10 protein-coding genes are annotated in these 20,507 nt (G+C 69.8%); 9 read left to right on the top strand and 1 reads right to left on the bottom strand.

Annotated elements, in window-relative coordinates; genetic code table 11:
* Window positions 1-60 precede the first annotated feature (60 nt).
* Window positions 61-762: a DUF4328 domain-containing protein gene (locus ACFZBX_RS31075; RefSeq protein WP_391537150.1), complete on the top strand. Its 702-nt coding sequence runs from the start codon at window positions 61-63 to the stop codon at window positions 760-762.
* Between the two features lie 379 nt (window positions 763-1,141).
* Here ACFZBX_RS31075 and ACFZBX_RS31080 read toward each other — a convergent pair whose 3' ends face one another.
* Window positions 1,142-1,660 (bottom strand): hypothetical protein, encoded by a 519-nt coding sequence (locus tag ACFZBX_RS31080; RefSeq protein WP_391537151.1) that lies wholly within the window; start codon window positions 1,658-1,660, stop codon window positions 1,142-1,144.
* A gap of 573 nt (window positions 1,661-2,233) precedes the next feature.
* Here ACFZBX_RS31080 and dpdE point away from each other — a divergent pair.
* From dpdE to dpdD, 8 genes are read left to right on the top strand one after another with little or no spacing between them, the layout of a single operon-like run.
* Window positions 2,234-5,698 (top strand): protein DpdE, encoded by a 3,465-nt coding sequence (dpdE, locus tag ACFZBX_RS31085; protein ID WP_391537152.1) that lies wholly within the window; start codon window positions 2,234-2,236, stop codon window positions 5,696-5,698.
* Window positions 5,695-8,301 carry a protein DpdF gene (dpdF, locus tag ACFZBX_RS31090; RefSeq protein ID WP_391537153.1) on the top strand — a complete coding sequence of 869 codons (2,607 nt, stop codon included), beginning with the start codon at window positions 5,695-5,697 and terminating at the stop codon, window positions 8,299-8,301. Before dpdE ends, dpdF begins: the two co-directional genes overlap by 4 nt.
* Entirely contained in the window at window positions 8,301-9,221 is a 921-nt protein-coding gene (gene dpdG / locus ACFZBX_RS31095) for a protein DpdG (protein WP_391537154.1), read from the top strand. The genes dpdF and dpdG overlap by 1 nt, the downstream gene beginning before the upstream one ends.
* Window positions 9,218-12,274, top strand: coding sequence for a protein DpdH (dpdH, locus tag ACFZBX_RS31100; protein ID WP_391537155.1), 3,057 nt, complete (start codon window positions 9,218-9,220; stop codon window positions 12,272-12,274). The genes dpdG and dpdH overlap by 4 nt, the downstream gene beginning before the upstream one ends.
* Entirely contained in the window at window positions 12,271-12,966 is a 696-nt protein-coding gene (locus tag ACFZBX_RS31105; protein WP_391537156.1) for a hypothetical protein, read from the top strand. The genes dpdH and ACFZBX_RS31105 overlap by 4 nt, the downstream gene beginning before the upstream one ends.
* On the top strand, window positions 12,966-17,483 hold the full coding sequence (dpdJ, locus tag ACFZBX_RS31110) for a protein DpdJ (RefSeq protein ID WP_391537157.1): 4,518 nt from the start codon (window positions 12,966-12,968) through the stop codon (window positions 17,481-17,483). The genes ACFZBX_RS31105 and dpdJ overlap by 1 nt, the downstream gene beginning before the upstream one ends.
* Window positions 17,480-17,992: a phospholipase D-like domain-containing protein DpdK gene (gene dpdK, locus ACFZBX_RS31115; RefSeq protein ID WP_391537158.1), complete on the top strand. Its 513-nt coding sequence runs from the start codon at window positions 17,480-17,482 to the stop codon at window positions 17,990-17,992. The genes dpdJ and dpdK overlap by 4 nt, the downstream gene beginning before the upstream one ends.
* On the top strand, window positions 17,989-20,202 hold the full coding sequence (gene dpdD, locus ACFZBX_RS31120; RefSeq protein ID WP_391537159.1) for a protein DpdD: 2,214 nt from the start codon (window positions 17,989-17,991) through the stop codon (window positions 20,200-20,202). Before dpdK ends, dpdD begins: the two co-directional genes overlap by 4 nt.
* Window positions 20,203-20,507 lie beyond the last annotated feature (305 nt).

Here is a 20,507-nt window from a genome sequence, read left to right on the forward strand (position 1 = left end):
CGTCCGGCGGGGACGGACAGCGGGCGCTGCTTCGGGTGTGCGGAGGCGTACCCGGGGTGGGTGGCGGCGCTGCGTCCGGCGAACGGCCTTGCCGCGGCCCTCTTCGTCCTGCTGGGGCTGAACGGCGTCCTGGCGGCGGTGGTCGTCGCGATCGACCTCTGGGCGGACATGCTCGTGGGCGGGCTGCTGGACGGGTCGGGCGACGCCGGGTTCGACGATCTCGACATCGTGGTGTCCGTGTCCGACGCGGTGAACGCCTTGTCCGTCCCGCTGTTCCTCGCCACTGTGGTCGTGTTCGTCGTCTGGTTCCACCGGATCCGCGAGAACGCCGAGTTGCTGGTGCCCAACGGGCACCGCCACGGCAGCGGCTGGGCCGTCGGCGCCTGGTTCACCCCCGTCGTCGGGCTCTGGTTCCCCTGGCAGCTGACCGTGGACTGCTGGCGGGCGAGCGCGCCGCTGGACGCCGAGGGCCGGCGCCGCACACCGTCGGAGAAGGTGGTGGCCGTGTGGTGGGCCACCTGGATCGGCTCGCTCGTCGTCGGCCGGATCGCCTCCTCCATGACCCGCCAGGTCGACCCGCCCCTCGACGGTCTCGGGGGCCTGCGCGACGCCATCCGGGTCGAGGCCGCCGGCTCGGCGCTGCGCCTGGTGGCGGCGGTGGCGGCGATCATGGTGGTGAACCGGCTGACCGCCATGCAGCAGGAACGTCGGGCCGACGTCAACCCGGTCGCGGCCAGGGCCGCTCATGAGGCCCGGCTCTAGGCAGGGCGGTTGACCAGGGTCTGCGGTGCAACATTGTTGTTGCGGCCGGAGTGACCGGGACGGCCGGGACCGGTGCGGGCGGGGTCGGTTGCTCGATCGCGGCGGCGGGTCGCGCGTTCGATCGGGCCTCAGCAGGGTAGCCTTCCATGCGCGTTCTGCATGTGATTGATCACCGTGAGTGTCCGGTTCGGTTCAAGAATTGGCTTGGGGTGCCGCCATAGCCCCTGGGCGCGCACGAACGTGGAATCGGCCACGAGGACCGTCCGGGTCGCCGGCCGGGCCGTTCTCCCCCCACAGTTCCCAGCCGTGCGGACCGTGCCCGGTCTTCTCCGGCCCGGTGACGACCTGCGCGATGCACACCGCCGTGGCGGTTGCGGCGTTACGGCGCTGCGGTGACCGGGTGGGCGCTTTCACGGTGGAGCCGTACGGCCTGGCCGTGCAGGCCGGTGGTGCTGATGACCGCGATGGTCACGTCCTGGAGGGCGGCGCTCGTGACCACGTAGCCGCCGTGGACGAGCCGGTCGGCCGGGACGGTGACGCCGTCGACGGTCAGGTGCCCGGTGCTCGGGAGCGGCTCGCCGGGGAGCTCGACAGGGCCGTGGGGCGAGGCGTTGTAGAGGAAGTCGGCCAGGAGCGCGGACGGGGACAGGTCCGACGTGATCCGGAAGTGGCCGGGCAGCGGCCGGTGGGTGGTGACCTGGATGGCGATGGTGCGGTCGTCGTCGTAGTAGGCGACGTCCAACTGGTTCAGGAAGCCGTCGACCGCCTGGCGGGCGACGAGGACGGGCCGGCCGGGGTCCGGCCGGGCGAGGACGGCGACAGGGACCTCGAACTCCCGCAGGTTCTCCTGCCAGATGGGCAGGACGGGACGGACCGGGCGGCCGGGATCGCGGAACACGGCTTTCTCCTCCGGGTCGAGGCACTGGCGTGGTGGGTTCATCGTGGCACCGCGCCAGTGCACTTGGAGCAGAAGTCGGCCGACCTGCAACAAAAGCGGCGAGCAACCCATGCGCGATCCCGTCACTCGCTCCGGACAAACCGTTCGCAACACAGGCCAGACGCCCCCCAAACCGAACCCATGGAACGTGCACGGATCTCATGCCGATTCCGATAAAGCATGATTCCCCACCGCCACTCCGCAGGGCCCATCAGCCGCCAGGACCGGCCTGGGAGTTCGACGGCGCGAAATCCCAACCGCCGCCCAGTCTCTACACATGGGTCGCATATCAAAGGCAGCCCCGAGAAGCCCGGGGCAGTCACCCCAATGCTGCGAACATGCGTTCTATACTCATGGGGGATCGTTTCGGGCCGCACGCCCCGATTCAACCGTTGTCGGTGGCAGAGGCTAGCCTTCACCCGACCGGTTGTAAGTGCACCGTGAAGGAACTGTCATGCCAAGGCTGAGGGCGGGGGGACGTCGTCCAGCAGCAGGCCGTCCACGACGCGGGTGACCAGGGGATTTGATCAGCGTATGGCATTGGCTAGGGGGCAGGGCATGATGGGCGAGACGGTCGACTGCCCTGAGTGCGGCGGCAGCATGACGTTGAAGAACGTCACGACCGGGCGCCGCGCCGGCGACCTGTTCTGGGGTTGCACGAAGTTCCCGTCCTGCCGCGGGTCCCGCGACGTCTTCGCGTCGATCGAGGAGTCCGGTGGCGCCCGCTCCCGCACGGCGAGGGCGGCCCGCCGGAAGGCGGCCGCCCAAAGTGTCGTCCTCCGCCCGGGCAGTCTGTTCGTGTCCAGCGCCAACGACCACGGCCCGGGGAAGCTCGTGCGCGAGGACGGCGAAGAGTTGGTCCTGGAGTACTTCGACACCCCGGGCCAGCCCCCCGCCGAACGCCATCGCGAGACCGTCCCCCGGGCCGGCGTGCAGCCGTTCCGTTTCTCTCACGAACAGCGGGTCTTCTGGCGCTCCGGCGCCCAGTGGCGTTCGGGCCGCGTCCTCGAGGTCTCGGAACAGCGTGACATCTACGTACGCGCCCGGGAGTGGGAGGGGCACCTCCCCGAACCGGACCTCTACGTCCGTTGGGACAATCCGCTGAGCGACCCCGTCGGTTTCGGCGGCGCGGGGTTGATGGAGTCCCCGCTGTTGGCGGACATGCGCCGCCCGTTCCTGCAGAGCACCCTGGCGCAGCGCTCGGCGGCCCACGGGATGCGCGGTATCCTCTCCAGCCGCATCGAACTGCACAAGCACCAGGTCGAAACCGCCTGGCGGGTGCTCCGGGACCCGATCCAGCGCTACCTGCTGGCGGACGAGGTCGGCCTGGGAAAGACGATCGAGGCCGGCCTGGTCATCCGCGAGCTCCTGATGGACAAGCCGGATCTGGTCGTGCAGTTCGTCCTGCCACCGTTCCTCGTGGAGCAGTGGCGACGCGAACTGACGGAGAAGTTCTGTACCGAGGACTTCCCGGACGCCCGGTTGGCGTTCTCCCGCGACGACCGACCCGACAGTTGGGAAGCCGCCGATCTGCTGGTGGTGGACGAGGCCCACAACCTGGCCGGCCTGGCCGGCCACGCCCGCTCCGAACTGGCCGCACGGTACAAGCGCCTCTCCGCGGTGGCCGCCGGCAGCCCCCGCCTCCTGCTGCTGTCGGCGACCCCCGCGCTGCACAACGAGCAGACCTTCCTGTCGATGCTCAAACTGCTCGACCCGGTGCTCTACCGGCGGACGACCCCCGAGGAGTTGCGCCAGCGTCTGGAGTCCCGCGCCAAGCTGGGGCGGCTCTTCCTGGGACTCCAGCCGAAGTTGCCCGGTGCGCTGTTGAAGAACCGCCTCGCCGAACTCGCGGCGAACTTCCCCTCGGACGCCCAGGTCTCCGCGCTGATCGACACCGCCGTGCGGGCGATCGGGGAACAGGACCGCGGGGCGGTGGCGAGGGCGATCGGCTCGGTGCGGACGTACGTGTCCGAGGTGTACCGGGTGCACCGCCGTATGCTGCGGACCCGCCGCACCGAGGCGCTGCAGAAGTCGTACCACGTCACGGGCCGGACCAGTCCGAAGCCGCTCGTCCTCGATTCACCCGAACTGGCCGACCTCCCCGCTCGGTTGGACGAGTGGCGCCAGGAGGCCCTCGCCGCCCGCGAGAGCGACCCGGTCGCCCTGCGCCAGGCCGCTTCGGACTTCGCCGACGCGGTCGCGCTGTCGCTGGACCCCGATTCCCTGAAGAAGTGGGCACGGGCCAGGACCGCGGCCACGGAGGGCGAGCAGGAGGCCCTCGACCGGCTCGCGAACGACCTGGACCTGGTGGACAGCAGCCGGCACGTGGCACGCCGAGTGGCGAACGACTTGAGTTACCTCTTCTCGCCCAACGAGCGTGTCGTCGTCTTCTGCCCGACCTCGCACATGGCCGGGATCGTTGCGGACGCGTTGAAGGACTTCGATGCCGGAGAGGTCTACCGGCACGTGGCAACCGAGCCGGCCGCGGCGTCCGAACGGGCCGTCCTCGCCTTCGAGCAGAGCCGGTCCGCGGCCCTCCTGGTGGCCGACTCCTCCGCCGAGGAGGGGCGGAACCTGCAGTTCGCCGAGCTCATGGTCCACGTGGGGATGCCCGCACGGGCCAACCGGCTCGAACAGCGCATCGGCCGGTGCGACCGCTGGGGCGCCCACCGGGACGGTGTGCACAGGCGTTCGCGCTGGGTGGCGGAGGCCGATGGGTCGCAGTCGTTCGCGGCCGGGTGGATGCGGGTCCTCGACGAAGGGTTCGGGATCTTCGACAGATCCGTGGCGAGCCTGCAGCACGCGGTCGACACGGCCACCGAAACGGCGTGGCGGCTGCTGTTCGAGCAGGGCCTCGACGCAGTGCCCGAAGCGATCGACCTCGTACGCGGCCTCCTGCAGGAGGAGGTCGAGCGGGTCCGCGAGCAGGACGCCCTCGACAGCATCGAGGCGCCGTCGGACGAACTCTCGGTGTACAGCCGGATGGCGGCGTCCGAGGGCGAGTCCGCCGCCTTCGCCGAACTCACCCACGCTCTGCTGGCGACCCAGCCGGGAAACCTGCGCTTCACCCCGGAGGGCGACCCGGTGCACAGGGTCGGCGGTTACCGGGCTGGCGGCGACAGGCACCAGAAGCACTCGCTGACTCCGTTGGTACCCGCGTCCAGGCTCCAGCGCGACTTCGTGCCGCTCGAAGGACTCCGCGGCACCTTCGTGCGCGAGGCCGCAGTGGCGATCGACGGCGTGCGGCTGTACCGCTACGGCGACCGGTTCATCGACTCGGTGTCGGACTTCCTCTGGCACGACGACCGCGGGAGGGCGTTCGGAATGTGGCGCCGGCGCCCCGACTGGCCCCACGCGGAACGCGTCGCCTACCGCTTCGACTACGCCGTCGAGGCGAGGCCGCTGCAGACCGACGCCCAGATGGATCCGGCGGACCGGATGACCATGGCATGGCTGGAGCAGGTCATCGAGGACCCGGCCGCCCTGCAGCGCCGTGCGGACGGCCTCTTCCCCCCGCTCATCGCGACGATCTGGGTGGACGAAAAGGGAACCCGGGTGACCGATCCCGACCACCTGTCGGTCCTCCAGGAGCGGTACGCCAAACCGGATTCCCCGGATGCGAGCGGTGACTACGCGCTGAACGCCGACCGCATCGAGCATGCGTACGAACTTGTTCCAGCGGACGTCTGGGAGGAGCGCTGGCGGGCGGCCGATCGGGCCGCCCAGGAACTGGTCCTCGGCGACGGGGCCGTGGTCGAGGCCTGCGCGCGTGCGGTGGCCGCGGCGGAGGCGGACATGGCGACGCGCCTCGCCCAGCTCAATCTGCGTGCCGCGCAGGCAGGCGGAGCGGAGCGCGCGGCGCTGGAGGATGAGGTCGAGCGGGAGTCCGTCGCCGGCGAGGAACTGCTCTCAGCCCTGCGGAAGCCCAGCCTCCGCCTGGACAGCACGGGCGTGGTGGTGGTCTCGGGTCGGCACCTGGACCAGGACGGGCGGTCGTGACCGCACAGTTCGACATCGTCCAACGCATCCTGCTGGGCCGTCCGGAGCCGGAGCACAAGCTCACCGGACCGCATCTGCGGCTCGCCGACGCCTGGACCTCCGGTGAGCCCGGGCCCGCCGTCAGCGGCGACATCGCCGCCCTCCTGGCCCAGGTGTTGCGCCATCAGGCCGGGCTGACGGGACAGCACACCCACCGCTTGCGGGTCGGTCTCGACGAACGCGGCATCGAAGCAGCCGCCCTGGAGCGGGCCGGTCTGGAGGTCGAGCGCTTCGGCGCCACCCAGCACTCGGTCAGGCTCGACGCCGACTGGCGGCCCGGCTGGCTGCGCGGCGATCCGCGCTGGATCGATCTCGCGTGCGCGGCCCCCGGTCCGCTGGTGGAGAGCGACGGGACCGCGGTACCGACGTACGCGCGCTCGAACACCGGCGTGCCCATCGACCCCGCGATACAGGAGATCGCTCCCGCGCTCGACCAGTACCGCTCGCGCAGCCAGGCCACCGCGGTCCGGACAGCCGCGCTGTCGGACCCCGCATCCACCCTGCACGTGGTGCTGCCCACCGGTACCGGGAAGTCGCTGGTCGGGCTGGCCCCCGGGCTGCTGCTCGGTCGCGGCACCACCGTCATGGTGGTGCCCACCACCGCGCTGGCCCTGGACCAGGAACGGCATCTCCACGGCCGCTTCCCGGATCTGGGCCTCCCCCGGGAGCTCGCCTACTACGGCGGGCGCCCCGAACCCGAACGCGCGGCGATCAGGGACCGGCTGCGCGAAGGCACCCAGCGGGTCCTGTTCACCTCCCCCGAATCCCTGGTCCGGTCCCTCGCGGCACCACTGCGCGCGCTCGCCGAATCCGGCGGGCTCACACACCTGGTGATCGACGAGGCCCACCTGGTGCGCCTGTGGGGCCTCAGCTTCCGTCCCGAGTTCCAACTCGCGGCCACCCTGGTGGAGGAACTCCGCGCGGTCGCCGAAGAGGCCGGCCAACGCCCGCCGAAGGTCATCCTGCTGACCGCAACCTTGTCAGAACCCGGTCTGGAACTGAACGAACAACTCTTCCGCGGGGAAGCCGACTCGGTCTTCGTGGGTTCGACCTACCTGCGGACCGAGATCAGGTACCTGCTCGGGACCGTCACCGACGAGGAAACCAGGATCGAACGCCTGGTTGAAGCACTGCACCGCCTCCCGCGCCCGGCGATCGTCTACACCACGAAGAAGGACTCCGCCCAGCACATCGCCACCCGCCTGCGGGCCGCCGGGTTCGCCCGCACCGCCGTGTTCCACGGCGACACCGATCCGATGGAACGACTGGCCATCCTGCGCCAGTGGTCCGGCCACGAGGGGCCGACCTCGGTCGACGTCGTGGTCGGCACCAGCGCCTTCGGCCTGGGCGTCGACCAGAGCGACGTACGCACGGTGGTGCACGCGTGCATCCCGTTCTCGGTCGACCGCTTCTACCAGGAGGTCGGCCGCGCCGGACGGGACGGCCACGCGGCACTGTCACTCTGGTTGCCCGCCGACGGGGACCAGACGGAAGCCCGGAAGACCGAGACCACCACCCTGATCGGCGACGAGAAGGCCTGGAACCGGTGGTCGGCCATGCGCACCCAACGGATCAAATCGGGTGATCCGGATGAAAGCATGATCCTGGACACCACGATCCTGCCAGCGCACAAGCAGCACGCCTCGGACTCCAACCAGTTGTGGAACCGCAACACCCTGGTGCTCATGGAACGTGCCGGCCTGATCACCCTGCAGCGACTGGAACCGCCGGTCCCGGACCGCAGGCCGGACGAGACCGACGAGGAGTGGCGAACGAGGCTCGCCACGGCCCGGTCGGCCAACCGCCATCATCTGCGGGCACGGCTGCGCGCCCACGTGAACAACCTGGACCAACCAACCTGGGAAGCAGCGGTCCAACGGGCCAGGACCCAGGTCCGCCAGGCCGAGGGGGCCTCGGCGGCACGCATCACCCGACTCCTGAAAGGCACGGAGTGCTGGGGCCGCGTGCTCGGCGAGGAGTACTCGTACACCGGTGTCGGCCCCATGCGGGCAAGCCAGACCGTCCGACCGGCGTGCTCGGGCTGCCCGGCCCACGGCTCCGACCGGCCGGCGCCTCTCCGCACCCCGCGCGCGATCGTCGCCGAAGCGCTGATGCCCGACCTCGGCCGGGAGGTCAGCGCGGGGCTCCGGGCCATGGCGGCCGGCGGGCGCAGCATCATCGTCAGCTACCCCGAGGGACAACTGCGTCCCAGCCTGGGCACCCTGGTGCAGGTCTGCGTGCGCAACGGCGTGCGCGGCATCGTCGCGCCGCGGGAGATGCTGCGCCTGCCCCCGGTCCGCACAGCCGCCCGGTACGCCGAGGAGGGGTTGGTGGCGGTGAACGCGCTTGTCACGGACGGCCTGCCGCTCGCCCTGGCACTGCCCAGCCTCGTCCTCTACGACTCCACCAGCAGACCGACCGTTTCGGTACTGGCCCCGACCGGCGGTCCGCTACGCGTGGTAGTAGTACCAGAAAACATGCACGACCCCGGGTATCCGAATGACCTCATCAGGCGGATCCGAAGCCCGCACTGGGGCGTGGACGACTTCCTCAGGAGACTGTAATGGCTGTACTGAACCCGCCCCGGAGCCTGCCCGGGCTCGGTCGTGCCGTCATCTCCTTCCTCAACACCGACCGGCGCTCCTGGACCGACGAGACGCTGGTCGAGGCGTTCAAGCCTCCGGGCCTGAACGACGACAAGACCTCGGCGGCGGGCGTGCAGGACACCCTCTCCGCCTTCCGCGCGATCGGCATGCTCACCCGCGACAAGAACGGCGTGGTCACCGTCACCGAGGGCGAGCACGCGCGCGGCGCACTGACGCAGGCCCAGTTCCGGCGGGCTGTGCAGCGGCACGTCATGGATCTCTCACGGGACGGGGACCCCTGGAACGTGTCCGCCGGCGACGCGTACACCAGTGGCGCCCGCGATCTGCTGCGGGCGCTCAGTTGGTTCCTGGCGCAGGATCCGCTGGGCCGTCCGCTGTCCTGGAATGAGAACGTCCAAGGGCTGCAGGACGCTCAGTTCGGGACTTCGGACAACGAGACCTGGGCCGTCGTCAATGACACCCGGTGGCCTCCCTTCAGCCGGTGGGCCAAGGCCCTGGGCCTGGCATCGCCCTCGCTGCTGAAGTCCGCGCCGGGGCTGGTCCCGCTGCCCGTGGTGGCCATCGACGACGTCCTCGACGAGTTGCCGGAAGGACGGATGACCATCGTCGACTTCCTGGCCCACCTGGCCGTCAAGCTGCCCGTGCTGCACGGCGGTTCGGCCCGTGCCACGCTGGTCGCCACCCGGCTCGAAAACGACCCGGACCCCGGTGTCCTGGCGGACTGCGCGGACAGTTCGGTGGGACAGGCGCTGCGGATCCTGGAGGAGCGCGGCCGTGTCGTGTTCAGCGCCCTCCCGGATGCGACCGGCCTCCGGCTCCTGGCGAGCGACAGCAACCGCCACACCCACGTCACCCTGGCCCGAGGAGGAAAGCGATGAGTTGGCGCGGTGACCTTCCGGTCGCGTGTTGGACTGCCGGCGAGGCCGTGAACATCATTCCGGTCGAGGCCGAGAGCACCTCCGACGGAGTCTTCCTCGCCACCCACACGTCGATCCCGATCATCCGGCGCGACCACGTGGGAAGTGCCGAAGGCGGCGCGCTGGTCACCGAGGAGGAGTTGAAGCAGGCCGTCGAGGAACTCCCGCAGGACCAGCCGATCATCCCGATCCTCGGGAAGTCCGGCACCGGCAAGTCCCACCTGGTGCGCTGGCTCCGCGCCAAGCTCGACCCCAAGGAATCGACCCGGCTGATCTTCGTTCCCAAGCACCGCATGTCGTTGCGCGGGATCCTCGAGCTCATCCTGGTGCACGCCACGAGCGAGCGGGCCGAGGAGTTGCGGGCCAAGGTCGCCACAGCCGTGGACGCGGCCTCCGACGAACGCGAGGCACGACTGCGGCTGCGCAGCACGCTGGCCATCCTGGTCGAGACTCGGGGCACGCGTGCGGACCGGTCGCCCGAGGAGAGCGAACTCCGCGAGTACCTCGCCTCGCCGGAGGGGCTGCCGGCCCTGCTGAATGACCCGGTGTTCCGCGACCGCCTGCTCGACGAGGCCGCGCCGATCGCCCGTCTGGTCCGGGAGAAGCTCTCCGGCAAGGGGGCGGACGACAAGGAGGACGCGTACGGCTTCGCCGCCGCGGACCTGGACCTCTCGGTCGACGACATCGGCAAGGCCGGCGAGTCGGCGCAGACGGTGGCGGCGGCACTGGCCAGCGACACCGGGCTGCGCGAACTGGCGGCCATGATGCTCAACGAGCAGCTCGGCCCGGCGGTCGGCGAGGTGTTCGGCATCGGCGGGGACGACCTCAAGCAACTGCTCGTGGAACTGCGCCTCGACCTCCAGCGGCAGGGACTGGACCTGCTCCTGCTGATCGAGGACTTCTCCATCTTCCAGGGCATCCAGGGCGGGCTCATCGACGCCATCACCCTGGTGCCGACCGCTGACGTCCCGCTGTGCCCGATGCGCGTCGTCATGGCGGTCACCACCGGTTACTTCGTCAACCAGATGCCCGAAACGGTCTTCACCCGCACCTACAAGGTCTTCGACCTCGCGGCCCCCGCCAAGGGCTCCGGCCCGTTCGACCCGGCGGCCTTCGCCGCCCGCTACCTCAACGCCGTCCGGGTCGGCGCCGCGGAGATCGACACCCAGCACGCCGACGCACGCCCCGCGCCCAACGGGTGCGAACGGTGCCCCGTACGGGAGAAGTGCCACCGGGCGTTCGGGCAGGTCGACGACATCGGGCTGTTCCCCTTCAACCGCACCGCGCTCGCGCTCGCCATGCGGAGCCAGGCCCCTGACGGCGAGTTCGTCGCCCGGGACGTGCTGACGCGGGTCCTGCGCCCGGTCCTGCAGCGTGACCAGGTCGAACTCGACGAGAGGCGGTTCCCGGGGGACGCCTTCGAGAACGACTTCCGGACCGGCGCGCTGGACGTCCTCGACAACATCGAGGACCAGGTGCAGTTGCACACGCCCGGCGACCGCGAACTGTCCGATCGCCGGGTGCGGATGGTCCGCTTCTGGGGCTCGGATCAGGGCGCCCACAACCTCGACCCCGCGATCCACGAAGCCTTCGGCGTTCCCCCGCTGGAAGTCCTCGCCACCCCGCGGACCGCTCGGCAGGAGTCCCGGCCGAAGCACGAAGCGATCGCAACAGCACCGGCGGCCACCGTCCGGCCCTCAGCGGCGGCGGGTGGGCAGGCCACCTCGCAGCCAGCACAGGACCCCGCCCTGGTCCAGGCCGTGGACCACTGGCGCGCCACCGGCAAACTCGTCCAGAGCAGCCGCAACGACCTGCGCAACATCGTCCACGCCGCCATCATCGGCCACCTGAACCTGGAGGACGGGTACGGCGGGGACGGCGGGTGGGCGAAGGGCGACAAGAAACTCACGCCGCAGTTCCTGGCCGCCTCCTCGATCTCCCTGGACGGCAGCGCCTCACAATCGGCGCTGGTCTCGCTCGACCACACGGACGACAACGACGTCCGCGTGCTCCGCGCGCTGGCCTGGGCCCACACCGCGCAGTCCTGGAGTGCCGTGCCCAACGGCGCGACGCTCCAGCGCCTGTGCATGCAGTGGGTGGAGACCCGCGCGGCCCAGGTGTCCGAGGCTCTGCTCCCGCAGGAGGACGACGACCCCGAGTTGGCCCGCCTCGCCCACGCCCTGCTGGCCGCGGGCAAGGCGCTGGGTATCCCGGACGCCTTCAAGGACGACCCGCTCAGCCGGGTCAGAGCGATCTTCGCGGTTCCCCCGACGGTCTCCGACACTGAGGCCAGGCCGCGGCTGCGGAGGTGGCAGTCCGACATCGTCGGGAGCGACCAGAAGCCGGGCCGGGACGTCCTGCGCCAGCGGCTCCTGCGCCTGACCTGCTACCGCCAGGGCACGGGCGAACCGCTGGCGCTGAACCTGCCCCGACTGCTGCGTGCCGTCCATGACGATTCCGCCCATGCGATCTGGCCCGGGTCGGTGCCTGCCGTCATCCGGGAGTCCGTCGAGAACATCGGCCTGCGGATCGGCGCGCTGGACCAACTGCGCGACGAGGCGGTCGCCCTGGTGCCCGACACGAGCGACATGGGCGGGGACGTCTCCAAGGTCTCCAAGGCGCTGAACGGCCTGATCTCCGGGCTGGCACCACTCGGTCTGTCGTCCTCCGCCGTCAACGGGCCCGAACTCCTCGCCAGGGCGAGGTCCGTGCAGTCCGGCGACCTGAAGACGACCAGGGGGTTCGAGCAGTCGTTCGCCGAGTGGGAGTCCCTGGGCACCGACGAGCGCCTGCGCACCCTGACCTCCGATGTGGAAGGGCCGTCGGGACGCGTCCAGGCCTGGCTCCAGCCCACCCTGGCCGCGGTCAGGTCCTTGGAGGCGAAGTTGCAGGCCGGCCCGTTGTCGGAGACCCAGCGCGAGCACGAAGAGGCCCTCACACTCCTGCTGGCCAAGTTGACCGAACTCGACGCCTGCATCGTGGCCACGACCACCTCCCCCGGGGAAGGCGCATGACTCTCATCGAACGAATCCAACGCCTGCACCAGGCGGCTGCCGACGTGGAGGACGAGGACCGGATCAAGCAGCGCACTGGTCAACTGGTCTCCCTGGGCAAGGCGGTCGACACGGCGCTCGACACCCTCCTGGGGCTGGAAGAGGCCATGGCGGAACTCCGAACGGCCGGGTTCTCGCTCCCGGCCGAGACACTGGCCCGGGCCGACGAGGCCTCCAGGGCCCTGCGCACGTTGACAGCGGCCTTGCGGCAGAAGCGCGTTGTGCCGCCGGCCGCCGGCGTCCAGGGCGCGCAGGCCTACGCCAAGTCGCTCCGTCAGACCGTCGAGGGCGCTTGGAAGGAGCGGCGTCAGTACACGCCGCCGGCGATCGACGAGGACCTCGTCGACACCCTGGACAGGAACGGGATCGATATCGAGGCGATCCGGACAAAGATCGAGAAGGCCCGCTGGCAGCTCAAGAACCTGGAGAGCCGTTCCCTCCCCAAACGGGGTGACATCGCAGCGCTGACCACCGCACTGCAGAGCCTGGCCGAATGCGGCCAGGACATCACCGAACTCGTCGATCCGATTCTCACCAAGGTGATCATGGACACCCAGAGCCCGGAAGGAGCACAGCTGAGCGCCTTCACACCCGAGGTCGTGGCCGGCCTGGCCGCTCTCGGCATCCTCGACCGTTTCCGGGTGCGGCTGTGATGATCACTGCGGCCGAGGCAGAGATCCTCGAACTCCTCGAATCCCGCGAAGACCCGCTGCTGTCCTGGGGCGTGGTCGACGGCGGCTTCACCTACGCCGAGCTCCACAGCCGCGTCGACGGCGTCCTGTCCACGCGTCAGGACCCGGCTTCGCCGGACGACGTGATCGACGAACTCCGGCACAAGGGCATGATCCACGAGGACCGCTCGGTCTCTCCACCGCTCTGGCGCACCCGCAACGGTGAGGGCCTCCGCCTGCTGGCCAGGATGCGGCAGATCTTCCCCAACGGCGGTCAGGACCCGCAGGAGGCCTGGCGCCAGGGAACCGCCCTGGTGGCGGACTTCCGCTACGCCCGCCGGGCCCGTGCCTACCCGAAGCGCGACCGGGCGCGGCAGGAAGCCGTCGACGGCATCGACGGCGTGCCCGAGATCTACCAGCAGGTCGTGGACGCCATGACGCTGAGGGGTTCCAAGCACGCCGAACTCAGCGGGTTCCAGGTGCGAGCCACCCGTCAGGTCCTCACCGCGCTGCGGGAGAAGATCAGCACCGCGACGGTCGTGGGCGCCGGCACCGGCAGCGGTAAGACCATGGCCTTCTACCTCCCCACCTTCGCCCACCTCGCGGACCTGCGGGACCCCTCTGTCTGGACCCGCGCGCTGGCGGTCTACCCGCGCAACGAACTCCTCAAGGACCAGCTCAACACCGCCTTCGCGACCGCCCGCCGGCTGGACCAGCTCTGGTGGAGAACCAACAAGCGGCCGATGACCATCGGCGTCCTCAACAAGGACACCCCGCACAATCCGTCCAACATCCCGGATCAGCGGTCCATCTACGCCTCGTGGACGCGCGGTCCGCAGGGCTTCCGCTGCCCGCAGTTCACCTGTCCCGGAGACGGCTACTCCCCGTGCGGCGGTGACCTGTTCTGGTCGGAGGCGGACATCCGGGCCAGGGTGGAACGCCTCGCCTGCAGCACCTGCAGCCGGGTCTTCGACGACACCGTCCTCGTCCTGACCCGCAATCGCATGGGAAACCGGCCGCCGGACCTGCTGTTCACCACCACTGAAGGGTTGAACCGGGGTCTGTCGAACCTCGCGCTGCGCAAGCTCTTCGGGATAGGTGTCCCCAGGAAGCCCCGGCTGATGCTGCTCGACGAGATCCACACCTACAGCGGCACCACCGGCGCCCAGGCGGCCATGGTCCTGCGGCGCTGGCACCACGCGCTCCGCAGCCCGGTCACGTTCGTCGGGCTGTCCGCGACCCTGTCCAACCCCGTCCGGCACATGGCCGACCTGACCGGCATCGAGGACGGGCTGGTCACCAGCATCGAACCCTCTCCGGAGGAAATGGAGTACGAGGGCGCGGAGTACCTTGTCGCGCTGCGCAGCGATCCGACCAGCGGCGCCTCGGTGCTGTCCACGACCATCCAGACCGCGATGCTGCTCCCCCGGATCCTCGACTCCCCCCAGTCCCGGCTCTCAAAGGGCCTGCTGGGCACGAAGGCCTTCGTCTTCACCGATGACCTGGACGTCACCAACCGGCTCTTCTTCTACCTCCTGGACGCCGAGGGACAGCGGTACCGGAACAGGAAGCAGGAGCAGTTCAAGGCACCGCTGGCCGCTCTGCGCATCCCCGGGCAGAACAACGTCGCCGACAAGCGGCGGGCCGGCCAGTCCTGGGACCTGCCGCTGGACCTGGGGCACCCGCTCAGCGGCAAGGGCCTCACGGTGAGTCGGACCACCTCGCAAGACTCCGGTGTGGACGCCGAATCCCAACTGGTCGTCGCCACCGCCTCGCTGGAGGTGGGATTCGACGACCCGGCGGTCGGCGCGGTACTCCAGCACAAGGCTCCCCGCGGGGTCGCCCCCTTCCTCCAGCGCAAGGGCCGCGCCGGCCGGAACCGCGGCATGCGCCCGTACACGGTGGTGGTGCTCTCCGACTACGGTCGTGACCGCGCCGCCTACGAGGCCTGGGACACGCTCTTCGACCCGGTCCTCCCCGAACTGGTACTGCCGATTCGCAACCGCGCGGTACTGCGCATGCAGGCTACCCTCGCGATGCTCGACTGGCTTGCCGAGCAACTCCGTCCCAAGTACCCCCGCGCGCACATGTGGCGGGACCTGAAGGGGCTCACCAACCCGAAGTACCCGGACAACCGGAAGGTTCAGGAGGCCGCGGCCGAGGTGCTCGCGCAACTGCTGGACGAGCCCGCACTCCAGCGGAGCCTTCGCCTGTGGGTCGAGGGCGCGCTGCAGATCTCGGAGAAGCTGGCCGCCGAGGTCCTCTGGCACCCGCCCCGTCCCGTGGTTCTCGCGGCCGTGCCGGCCCTGCTCCGACGCCTGCGGAGCGAGTGGGCGGTGGCCTCTTCCGGCGTGTTCGCCACCGGGAAGGACGTGATGGGGGGCACTCCGCTGCCCGACTTCTTCCCGGAGAACCTGTTCAGCGAACTGGCGCTTCCGGAAGGCCAGGTAACGGTTCCCTCGCAGTCGGGCAGGACCCAGGAACGCGAGAAGAACGCCATGGGGATGGCGCAGATGCTGCGGGAGTTCGCGCCTGGGCGAGTGTCCCGGCGCTTCGCCACCCACATCCTCGAACACCGGCACTGGATCCCGGTCCCGTTCGGCCAGCGCGAGACCGTCGTCGCGCTGGACTCCGTACTGGAGTTGCATCACCGCGAGGAGGTGGCAACCGTCGAGATCGGGGGGACGCCGACCGCCATCCCGGTTGTGCGTCCGGACCAGGTCGCGCTCTCGCTCGCCCCCGGGGAACTCAAGGACTCGTCGAACGCCATGATGGTGTGGCGGTCGGAGTTCATCGAGCGGGGCCGCGGGCTGGGGGCCCGCATCCCCTCCTCCGACCTGATCGGCCGCCTCGTCCCCGAGGCCCGGTTCTTCCTCCACGCCCAGAACTCCCACGTCGAGGTCCGCCGGGTCGCGATCGAGTCCGAGGCCAACCTGCTCGTCTCCACCAACGAAGGGCGGGCCTCCACCAACGAAGCGCGCGTCACTGCCCGCTTCTCGCTGGACGGCGAGCAGATCGGCCTGGGCGCCGTCTACGATGTGGACGGCCTCCGGCTGAAGATCGACCTGCCCGACGTGCTCAGCCCGCCGGAGGAAGTCGACGCCTCCCTCCGCAGCGCCTGGTTCCAGCACCTGATGACCACCGACGAGGCGCTGCTGGAACAGGCGAACAGGTTCCAACTGGAGTGGCTCCACCAGACGGTCGAGTGCATGCTGCTGATGTCCGCCGTGACCGGAAAAACCTCGCTGCCCGAGGCCTACCGGAAGGTGCGGGACTCCTTCGCCGCCCGGCTCTCGGAGACCCTCCACGCGATGTTCCGCAGCCCGGACGTCGAGGACACCGCGAACGCGACGATCACCCGGGTGGGCGGCCGGCTGAACGCCCTGCTCTCCGACCAGAAGGTCATCGACCGCCTGGACCACCTGACGGACCAGGTCTGGAACCCCGACCCGGAGCGCTTCCAATCCTGGCTCCGGCAACGGGTCCTCGCCACCATCGGCCAGGCCGCGCTGTGGGCGGCCCGGGACATCTGCCCCGAGCACGACCCCGACGGCATCATCGTGGACGTCGAACCGGGCTACTCCCCGGACAGGAAGCCGCGGCACGGCGAAGTCTGGCTCACCGAGTCCTCGGTGGGCGGCGGCGGCTTCATCGAAGCACTGGCGGGCCGTGTCCGGCCCGATCCTCGCAGGTTCCTGCGGCTGATCTCCCGAGCGGTCCAGCCGTCCTCCACCGAACTTCTCGACGCGCACCTGCGGCGGATCGTCCGGTACGTCGCCGAGGGCTCCGAATGGAGCGACCTGGTCTCCGACTACCGGGGATCGGCCACCCAGGAGAAGCGGGTTGCCAACCTCGTCCGCATCCGCGCCCAACTGCGCACCTCCGGCATCCAGGGCGCCGAGCAGACCGTGGTCTCCGGATTGGCCAACCGACTGCTCCGGCCTGGCTCAAGCCCCCAGACCGACCAGGCGCTGCACACCATCGTCGACGAGTGGGAGGCCGCGGAGCAACGGCTGGGTCTGGAGATCTCGCCCCGCACCTGGGCCTACCTGATGCGCGAGCGGCACAACCTGGACCCCGGGCTCAACCTGGCCGGCGGTGCCAGCGAGCGCCAGCGCATCGATGCCGTCCAGAGCCTGCTCTGGCCGCGCGGCTGGGCCGTGCGGGCCAACACCCTGCAGTCGTGGAACCCGTACGCCGACAACCCGCCGGCGGCGGCCGATCTGGTCCGGGGGCTGTTCACCCCGACCGCGGAGACCATTGACGTGACACTCCCCGACGCGGACAGCCTGGTGCGCACGCGCTTGGCCGACCACGGCTCCGCCCAACTGGCCGCCCGGCCCGAGGACGCGCCCGTCCTCGCGAACATGCTGGTCGACCTGTCGATCCACGCTGTCGAGACGGACTTCCTGCAGGTGCACCCGCGGGTCGTCGAGATCGACCACCGCCCTGACGGGAGCATCGTGGCCTCCCTCGAACTGGCCGAGGTGTCGGCATGAGGAGGATCATCACCATCGGCGCCGGCGAAACCCGACTGCTCAACGACCTGCTGCAGAACCTGCTGGTGTCCGAACTGATCGCGCCGTCCGCCCGGTTCTGGGTCCTCTCGCCGTGGATCTCGGACATCGCCGTGATCGACAACTCCTCCGGGCAGTTCAAGAGCGTGCTGCCGGCGCTGCCCACCCGGCCGATCCGGCTGACGGAAGTGCTGGTGGAACTCTCCCGGCGCGGCTCCGACGTGCGGGTCGTCGTTCGGGACGACGCCCGTAACACGATGGTCGTCCAGCGCCTCACCAACCTCGCCCCGGCGGGGCCGCACCCTACCGTGCGCGTCGAGAAGGTCGTCCACGACAAGGGCATGGTGAGTGAGCGGTTCCACGTCCACGGTTCGATGAACTTCACCTTCTTCGGACAGCGCGTCAACCAGGAGGGCGTCACCGTCGTCTCCGACCCGGACCAGATCGCTCGCGCGCAGGTCACGTACCAGAACAGGTATCAGTTGTCATGAGCGTCGACCGCGAAGAATTCTTCGGCACGCACAACGAGATCAGCCTCCGCCAGGCGCTGCAGCCGGAGATGACGGCGTTCCTGGAAAGCCAGATGGATGCCATCGAGAAGGGCGGCATCGGCTTCCTGCCACGCCGGGCCACGAGCCGACTGTGGTGGTACGGGTTCACCCCCACACCGGACCGCAAACGCGAACTCCTCACCCTGCTGAACTGGTGGATCGGCCCCACATTCAGCGACCTGCCCGCGCGCCACGGCAGCCTCGACCCCACCGACGCGTTCGACACCGCTCTCGACGAGGGCAAGGTCCTGCGCTTCGAAGTGCTGCCCCAACGGACCGCGAACCAGGAGAACGCGGCACGCGCACGCGACTCGGTGCGCGCTTCCCTGTGGCGCCTGGGCCGCCTCGTCAACGGCCGGCCTCCATCCGAATTCGACGCCCCGCGGAGCACGGTGGAGGTCCTCGACGACCTCGGCCACGCCATCTCCGCCCAGGACCGCAGCATCGCACTGGCATGCCTGCGCGAACTCGAAGCGACCGCGGATCTCGACCAGTCGAACATGGCCTTCCTGCGCCTCCGCGCGTTCGCCGGGTTCCAGGACTGGAAGTCCCTCCTCGCCGATCGGGACCTCGAACACGTCCTCGCGATGCGGCGCCCTGCCAAGGTCAGCCTGGCAATCCAGCAGGCGGTCTACGCCAGTCGGCTCGCCACGCACGACCAAGCCGGCAGAGAACAGGACCTGCTGGACGCACTGGCCGAACTCCCCTCCACGTTCCGGGCGCTGCGCACGGATTCAACCTCGACGACCCGGGCGCAAGCCGTCACGGAATTCCTCATCGCCCTGGAGAGCGAGTCCGAGGATTCCATCGCCCGGATAGTCGATGACTCCGGATCGATCGATGCGAAGCTCCCCGGACACCTCAGGAACATCCTTCACACGTACCGGAATATTCCGCTCGGAGAATCTCCCGATACGACCGAGAACACCGCTCCCGATCCCACCGAGGGCCCCACCAGAACACCTCTGGAACAGGCCACCGAAATGATGCTCCGCAGCAATTTCGAAGCGGCCATCGAAGCGGCGCTGAAACTCGAACCCGGGCTCCACTCCGCTCACATCCTGCTGAGCTGCGCACGGGAACTGGAATCACAGCAGCATGCTTCGACGGTGGCGCACTACATTTCCGCCCACGACCTGCGCGAAGTGATCGGCGGGGCGTACGCACAGCTGCGCGACAGCCTCTCCTGGCTGGAGGAGTTCCTCCAGGGAGAGCCCGGACTGGACTGGCACAGTTGGCTGGAGGCCCTCGGCGGCGACCACCGGACCGCAGCGCTGGAAGCCGACGCTGGAACCACCGACTCCTGGCCTCCCCTTAGCCGTGCGGTCCTGGCCGCGTGGCTGCTCAGCGCGCCTGCCGAGGCGCTGGGCAGCCTCGGCGAGGTCGGCGGCCAGTTCATGGCCGTACACCGCGAGATCTTCACCGCCGACGGGGCGGCCGAACTGAACGAGCGCGTGCTCGCGGGTCTCGCGCTCAGCGGCAAGAACTCCGCCGGCGTCCGGGTGCAGACGCAGGCTCTGCTGGACTACCTCCTGTCCGCCCATCCCACGGCCAAGATCTTCACCGATGCACTGATGTGGACCGGAGACATCGTCTCCGCGAACGCCTCAGCCATGACCACCTCCTGGGTGGTCGACATCCTGCAGACCGCCACGGCGACCCCCGCCGCCGTGGCCAGCCCAGCCACCGAGAAGTTCTTCCACCAGGTCATCGGGCACCTTCGTCCGTTCAAGACGGCTCTATCGCCGACGGACATCGAAGCCCTCAAGATCGTCTCGGAGGAGTTGTGCCAGACCGTCCCGGGCGACCTGCTCGCCGTACAGGACAAGGACGCGGACCTGGGTGCACCCTTCCGCTACCTCGCGGACTCGAAGGTGGTCCTGTACTCCCTCACGGAGTCGGCCACCACCAGGGCGGCACAGATGCTGCGCGTCCTGGTCCCGGGCATCGACATCGAGACGAGCGCCGAACACGACGGCAGCGGGAAACTCGCGGCCCAGGCAGCGAACGCGGACGTCTTCGTGGTGGTCACCGCATCGGCCAAGCACGCGGCAACCGATTTCATCACCGCCAAGCGCGGCAAACGCCCGATCGTACTCGTCAACTCACGTGGTTCGTCGGCGATCCTGCGCGAACTCGCCAAGGGGTGAGGCGGAGAGAAGGGGAGATCCATATCGCCGTCGATTCCGCGGGCCTCCCGTTGGCGCTCATGCTGACCCCGGGCCGGGCCACGGACTGCCCGTAGTTCCAGGCGGTGTTGGAGACGATCCGGGTGGATGATCCGGGTGCGCGGCCGGCCGGGTCGGCCACGCACCCGGCCCGGGCGTGGGATCACCTCGGTGAATCCGGAGAAGGCGGACCAGGCGGCGAACCGGAATCAGGAGGGTTCCGCCGGCGGACAACCCGCCGCCTTCGATCCCGGCCGCTGCAGGCGGCGCTTCCAAGAGCTCGGGGC

It is taken from the genome of Kitasatospora sp. NPDC008115 (genome assembly GCF_042957205.1).
Classification (GTDB): domain Bacteria; phylum Actinomycetota; class Actinomycetes; order Streptomycetales; family Streptomycetaceae; genus Kitasatospora.